A 6,800-nucleotide genomic window follows, 5' to 3' on the forward strand; every position below is an offset into this window, starting at 1 on the left:
CGACCAGATGTGCGAAGACCACTGGCGCTGGCAGAAAAACAACCCCAACGGCTACGCCTCCTGAGTCCCCTCCCCATCGATTGCTCCGTAACTGCCGTTTTGACCCCCCAAAAGGGCAGTGGGCCCACGCCGGCAGGGTTCCCTGGCCGAGCTTGCGAGGTTAGGGTGCCGGTGGGGAGCGACAATGGATGGTGTTTAAACGCGGAACGGCCGCCCGCCTGTGGAAGGTGGGCGGCCGTCGTCGTCATTGCCGCGGTTAAGCCGTGGGGATTAGCGGGCGGGGTAGTCGCGCTCCGGCTCGCCGATGTACAGCTGGCGCGGACGGCCGATCTTGGTGTTGGGGTCGCTGATCATTTCGCGCCACTGGGCGATCCAGCCGGGAAGGCGGCCGATCGCGAACAGCACGGTGAACATCTTCTCCGGGAAGCCCATGGCCTTGTAGATCAGGCCCGTGTAGAAGTCCACGTTCGGGTAGAGCTTGCGCTGGATGAAGTAGTCGTCGTTCAGCGCCTTTTCTTCCAGGCGCAGGGCGATGTCCAGCAGTTCGTCGTTGCCGCCGAGCTTCTCGAGGATCTCGTGCGCGGTGGCCTTGACGATCTTGGCGCGCGGGTCGTAGTTCTTGTAGACGCGGTGCCCGAAGCCCATGAGCCGGACGCCGTCTTCCTTGTTCTTGACCTTCTCCATGTAGTCCTCGGGCTTCAGTCCGTCGGCCTGGATCTGGCGGAGCATCTTCAACACGGCCTCGTTGGCGCCGCCGTGGGCGGGTCCGAAGAGGGCGTTGATGCCGGCGGAGACGGAGGCGAAGAGGTTGGCGTTGGAGGAGCCCACCAGGCGCACCGTGGAGGTGGAGCAGTTCTGCTCGTGGTCCGCGTGCAGGATGAGCAGCAGATCCAGCGCCTTGACGATGACCGGGTCCAGCTCGTACTGCTCGGCGGGAAGGCCGAAGCTGAGGCGCAGGAAGTTCTCCACCAGGTTCATGGAGTTGTCCGGGTACAGCATGGGCTGGCCGATGGATTTCTTGTGCGCGTAGGCGGCGATGACCGGCAGCTTGGCCATCAGGCGGATGGTGGAGACCTCCACCTGCCCGGCGTTGAACGGGTCCAGGGAGTCCTGGTAGAACGTGGACAGGGCGGACACGGCCGAGGACAGCACGGGCATCGGGTGCGCGTCGCGGGGGAAGCCGCCGAAGAAGCCCTTGAGCTCCTCGTGGAGCAGGGTGTGGCGGCGGATCTTCTGGTCGAACTCATCCAGTTCGGAGGGGGTGGGCAGGTTGCCGTAGATCAGCAGGTAGGAAACCTCGAGGAAGCTGGAGTGCTGCGCCAACTGCTCGATGGGGTACCCGCGGTAGCGCAGGATGCCCGCATCGCCATCGATGTAGGTGATTGCCGAGGTGGTTGCTGCGGTGTTCATGAAGCCGGGGTCAAAGGTGACGGCACCCGTCTGCTTCAGCAGCTTGGAGACGTCGTAACCTTCGTTCCCTTCAACAACCTGGATGCGCGGGAGCTTCAACTCGCCACCTGCGTGGAGCAGGGTCGCAGCATTGTTGGTCTCAGTCATGGAGTCCCCTTCATGAGGCGCCTTTGGCCTCTGTCGAAAGCTTGATCCAACATCAGGTGAGCCGCGCACTGCACCTGAGGACACAGGTTCCAACACCCGGGCTGCCTTCTTGTAGAAAGCCACCATTGATCAGTTAAAAAGTACCGCTCCTTGGCGGGTGTCACTAATCCGAGACGGCCCAACAGGGCCTAAAATGCGCCTGATGTGGCGCGAGTCACAGGAATGTTACTTACCCTCTTGCCCTGCGAGCCGCGCGACGGCCGCGTCGATCCGCTCGTCAGTGCCGGTGAGGGCCACCCGGACGTACCCGTTGCCCGCCTCGCCGTAAAACACTCCCGGGCCCACCACGATGCCGCGCTCCGCAAGGCGGGCCACGGTGTCCCAGGTGCCCTCCCCCGCCGTCGACCACAGGTAGAGTCCGGCGTCGGATTCCTTGATTTCCAGGCCGAAGTCCAGCAGCGCGGGCACCAGCCGCTCCCTGCGGCCGCGGTACAGGTCCTTCTGGGCTTCCACATGCGCGTCGTCGCCCAGCGCCACCCGCATGGCTTCCTGGATCGGGTAGGGCACAATCATGCCCGCGTGCTTGCGGCTGTTGACCAGGTTGGGCATCAGGTCGGGATCGCCGGCTACGAAGGCGGCCCGGTAGCCGGCAACGTTGGACTGCTTGCTCAGCGAGTACACCGCCAGCAAGCCCTGGTGCGATCCGCCGGCGACGCGCGGGTCCAGGATGCTGGGGACGGGCTCGCCGCCGCGCTGGACATCCCACGCGCCCCAGCCGAGCTCCGCGTAGCACTCGTCCGAAGCAACCACGGCGCCCAGTTCCCGCGCCTGGTCAACGAGCGTCTTCAGCGAGCCGGCGTCACGGACGCTGCCGGTGGGGTTGCCCGGCGAATTGACCCAGATGAGGCGCACGCGCGCCCGGGTGGCCTCGTCGAGTTCGTCCAGGTTGTCCGTGGCCACGGAGGTAACGCCGGCCAGGGTGGCGCCGATATCGTACGTGGGGTAGGCCACCTTGGGGCGGACGACGACGTCTCCGGGCTTCAGCCCGAGCAGCAGAGGCAGCCACGCCACGAGTTCCTTGGAACCCACCGTGGGCATGATGTTGCGGGGATCGAGGCCGGCCACGCCACGGCGGCGTTCAAACCAGCCCGCGATGGCTTCGCGAAGGGCCGGGGTGCCGTGGACCGTGGGGTACCCGGGGGCGTCAGCAGCGGCTTTCAACGCGTCCTGGATCAGGGCGGGCGTGGGGTCCACGGGGGTTCCGATGGAGAGGTTGACGGCCCCGCCGGGGTGTTCGGAAGCCTTCGCGAGGTACGGCGCCATGGCCTCCCACGGATAGTCGGGCAGATCCAGGCCAAACGTGTTCACTGCTGCGGTCACTGTTTCCGTCCGGTCAGTGGTCTTGGTTCTGCGGGGGAAGCGCGGCGATCATCGGGTGGTCCTTGCCCGTGTTGCCGATCTTGGCCGCCCCGCCCGGGGAACCGAGGTCGTCGAAGAACTCCACGTTGGCCTTGTAGTAATCGGCCCATTCATCCGGGGTGTCATCTTCGTAGTAGATGGCCTCCACGGGGCACACCGGTTCGCAGGCTCCACAGTCGACGCATTCGTCCGGATGGATGTACAGCGAACGCTCGCCTTCATAGATGCAGTCGACGGGGCATTCCTCGATGCACGCCTTGTCCTTAACATCCACACACGGCTGCGCGATTACGTACGTCACGTCCCTGGCCTCTCCACGTTGGGGTTCCGGCGTCCCGCCGGTTCTTGCATCCGGCAGCACGGCCGGACTCTTGACATCTGAGCCTATTATCTCCCAGCCCGTTACCGCCAACCTAGCCGGGAGCCTAGTATGAACTGGTGAGTCAGCCAGTACACCCGCCCGCCCGGTTCCTTTCCAGTGCAGCACCGGGCATCCGGGTGGTGGTGCGGTACCGGATCGACGACGGCCTGACAGACGCCCTGGGGCACCTGCTGGCCTGTGACGCCGGTTCCTGCACCATCCGCACCCGGCAGGCCGACGTCGTAATTCCCCTTAACCGCGTGGTGGCCGCCAAGGAAGTCCCGCCCGCTCCCCCGCGCCGCCGCCCGGCCGCACGCTGACGGCGGGGCTCATTGCGCAGGTACTGCCGCTGCGCGGTGAACCTGGAGCTCACCGCGCACGGCGGTACGTGGCGAGGGCCTGCTGCACCATGCGCACGAACTCCCGGGGCTGATTGTGCAGCATTTCGAAGGTGACCCGGAGGGTTGGAACGCCCCTGACAACGGTCACGTTCCACCGCCGCCTGTCCTCACGGTAGGCTTCCCGGCCGCTGTGATAGGCGTAACCGTCGGCCTCAATGCCCAGCAGGCCGTCCACCAGGAGATCCAGGTGGCCCATCCCTGGAATCTGCACCTGCAGCTCAACCGTCAGCCCGGCTTCCTCCAGCAGGTACCGGGCCATCGTCTCGATAACGGAGCCGGACTGGGGCCGGATTCTGGCGACCAGTGCCAGCAGGGCCTTTTCCCGGGCTGCAGGAAACCGCTTCCGGAGCGCGGGCAGCTGCACCAGCCCCGTCTTGACCGCTGACTCGGCGATGGCCAGGCCCTCCAGGGGCGGCAGGCAACGCAGTGACTGGCACACAATGTCCAGATGGCTTAATGGAACGCTGCTGCGGTGAACGACACAGCCGGGGATAGTCCGTCCGTGCCTTGCTGCCAGATGCGGCAGGTCCGGATTCCTGACCACCCACAGCCCTGCCGCGGCAGCAGCCGTCACGCACCCTGGCACGGCGTGGTGGCGGGCGGCGTGGATGAGCACCGGTTCCGCATGCGGCAGCGCATAAACTCCCCGCGCAACCCGCTGGACGGAGCCGTCGAGGACTCCTGATTCAACCTTCCGGCGGGAAACGCCTGCCTGCAGTAATGCCCGGGTGCCGGCGACGCCGCCAAGCGCCGCCAGTGCTTCGTGAACAGTTGCCATAACTGATCCTGCATGCGGCCGGAGCCCCGGCGCAGCCGACAAAAACAGCTATGTGCAAAACTGCCCCACGCAGCTAGGGCGGAGTTCACTGCGCAGGGACTGCCCCTGCGCAGTGAGTCTCCGCTTCATTGCGCAGCCCGGAACTTAAAGCAGAATGCCACCGGCATGGTGCCAGTGGCATTCTGTTGGGCCAGGGTCCTGCTATGCCTTGGCGCGGGCGCGGTTGGCCTTGGCACGCTCGTTGGAGTCGAGGATGACCTTGCGGATGCGGATGGCTTCCGGAGTCACCTCCACGCACTCGTCCTCGCGGGCGAATTCCAGCGATTCTTCAAGGGTGAGTTCGCGCGGCGGCGTCAGGTTCTCAAAGGTGTCCGAGGAAGCGGCACGCATGTTGGTGAGCTTCTTTTCCTTCGTGATGTTGACGTCCATGTCGTCGGCGCGGGAGTTCTCGCCCACGATCATGCCCTCGTACACCTCGGAGGTGGGCTTGACGAAGAACGAGCCGCGCTCCTGCAGGTTGATCATGGCGAACGGGGTAACAACGCCGGCTCGGTCGGCGACCATGGAGCCGTTGGTGCGGTACTCGATGGGTCCGGCCCACGGCTCGTAGCCCTCGGAAATGGAGGCCGCGATGCCGGCACCGCGGGTGTCGGTGAGGAACCGGGTGCGGAAGCCGATCAGGCCACGCGCGGGAACGATGAACTCCATCCGGCACCAGCCGGTGCCGTGGTTGGCCATGTTGGTCATGCGGCCCTTGCGTGCTGCCATCAGCTGCGTGACGGCGCCAAGGTACTCTTCGGGGACGTCGATGGTCATGTGCTCCATCGGCTCGTGGACCTTGCCGTCGATGGTCCTGGTGACCACCTGAGGCTTGCCAACGGTCAGCTCGAAGCCTTCGCGCCGCATCTGCTCCACGAGGATGGCCAGTGCGAGCTCGCCACGGCCCTGGACCTCCCAGGCGTCCGGACGCTCGGTGGGCAGGACCTTGATGGAGACGTTACCGATCAGTTCCTTGTCCAGCCGGTCCTTCACCTGGCGGGCGGTGACCTTGGCGCCCTTGACCTTGCCGGCCAGCGGGGAGGTGTTGATACCGATGGTCATCGAGATCGCGGGATCGTCAACGGTGATCAGCGGCAGCGGCTGCGGGTTTTCGACGTCGGTCAGGGTTTCACCGATGGTGATGTCCTCGATACCGGCGACGGCGACGATCTCGCCCGGTCCGGCGGATTCGGCGGGAACACGCTCCAGCGCCTTGGTGGCGAGGAGTTCAGTGATCTTGACAGTCTTCAGTTCGCCGTTCTGGCGCGCCCAGGCAACCTGCTGGCCCTTGCGGAGGGTTCCGTTGTAAATACGGAGCAGAGCCAGGCGGCCCAGGAACGGGGAGGCGTCCAGGTTGGTGACGTGCGCCTGCAGGACACCTTCCGGGTTGTAGGTGGGGGCAGGGATGTGCTCGATGATGGTCTTGAACAGCGGCTCAAGGTCCTCGTTGTCCGGGGCCGAACCGTTGGCCGGCTGTTCCAGGGAGGCGCGCCCAACCTTGGCGGCTGCATAGACGACGGGAACTTCCAGGACCTTGTCCAGGTCCAGGTCCGGCACCTCGTCCGCGAGGTCGGAGGCCAGGCCCAGGAGCAGGTCCATGGACTCGTGCACGACTTCGTCGATGCGGGCGTCGGGACGGTCGGTCTTGTTGACCAGCAGGATCACCGGGAGGTGGGCGGCAAGTGCCTTGCGGAGCACGAAGCGGGTCTGCGGCAGCGGGCCCTCGGAAGAGTCAACGAGCAGCACAACGCCGTCAACCATGGACAGGCCGCGCTCCACCTCGCCACCGAAGTCGGCGTGGCCGGGGGTGTCGATCACGTTGATGGTGATGGTCTCGCCGTTGGAGGACGGACCGTTGTAGGCCACCGTGGTGTTCTTGGCCAGGATGGTGATGCCCTTTTCGCGCTCCAGGTCACCGGAGTCCATCACGCGGTCTTCGAGGTGGTTGTGCTCGGCAAAGGAGTTGGTCTGCTTGAGCATGGCGTCGACCAGGGTGGTCTTGCCGTGGTCAACGTGGGCCACGATCGCGACGTTGCGCAGGTCACTGCGCGATGCAGTGGCTACCGCGGTGTTGGTGGTGGTTTCAGACATGCGTAATGGCTCGATTCAGTGGGTCAGCTGTAGCATCGCGACATTTCCAACTGGAACGCACGACGGATCCGGCCCTTAACACAGGGCACCTTGCTCCATTCTAATACGAAAGTAGGGCTTGTCAGGCTGCGGTGGCCGGAGTGATGGTCACGTT

At 65.2% G+C, this 6,800-nt stretch carries 6 protein-coding genes; 1 reads left to right on the forward strand and 5 read right to left on the reverse strand.

The genetic code is table 11. From position 1 onward, the window contains the following. Nucleotides 1–270: 270 nt before the first annotated feature. The 3 genes from ACYSM9_RS21540 to fdxA form a co-directional block, all read right to left on the reverse strand. Nucleotides 271–1,557 carry a citrate synthase gene (locus tag ACYSM9_RS21540; RefSeq protein WP_461858987.1) on the reverse strand — a complete coding sequence of 429 codons (1,287 nt, stop codon included), beginning with the start codon at nucleotides 1,555–1,557 and terminating at the stop codon, nucleotides 271–273. Between the two features lie 225 nt (nucleotides 1,558–1,782). Next, entirely contained in the window at nucleotides 1,783–2,937 is a 1,155-nt protein-coding gene (gene dapC / locus ACYSM9_RS21545; RefSeq protein WP_461858988.1) for a succinyldiaminopimelate transaminase, read from the reverse strand. A gap of 13 nt (nucleotides 2,938–2,950) precedes the next feature. Beyond that, nucleotides 2,951–3,277, reverse strand: a complete 327-nt coding sequence (fdxA, locus tag ACYSM9_RS21550) for a ferredoxin (protein ID WP_009356972.1) — start codon at nucleotides 3,275–3,277, stop codon at nucleotides 2,951–2,953. 137 nt (nucleotides 3,278–3,414) lie between these two features. On the opposite strand from fdxA, the gene ACYSM9_RS21555 reads away from it, so the two are divergent. After that, entirely contained in the window at nucleotides 3,415–3,657 is a 243-nt protein-coding gene (locus tag ACYSM9_RS21555; RefSeq protein WP_461858989.1) for a putative acetyltransferase, read from the forward strand. A gap of 49 nt (nucleotides 3,658–3,706) precedes the next feature. Here ACYSM9_RS21555 and ACYSM9_RS21560 read toward each other — a convergent pair whose 3' ends face one another. Beyond that, nucleotides 3,707–4,516: a type IV toxin-antitoxin system AbiEi family antitoxin domain-containing protein gene (locus ACYSM9_RS21560; protein ID WP_461858990.1), complete on the reverse strand. Its 810-nt coding sequence runs from the start codon at nucleotides 4,514–4,516 to the stop codon at nucleotides 3,707–3,709. 201 nt (nucleotides 4,517–4,717) lie between these two features. Beyond that, nucleotides 4,718–6,646: a translational GTPase TypA gene (gene typA / locus ACYSM9_RS21565; RefSeq protein WP_461858991.1), complete on the reverse strand. Its 1,929-nt coding sequence runs from the start codon at nucleotides 6,644–6,646 to the stop codon at nucleotides 4,718–4,720. Nucleotides 6,647–6,800 lie beyond the last annotated feature (154 nt).

Source organism: Arthrobacter sp. C152 (assembly GCF_054890965.1).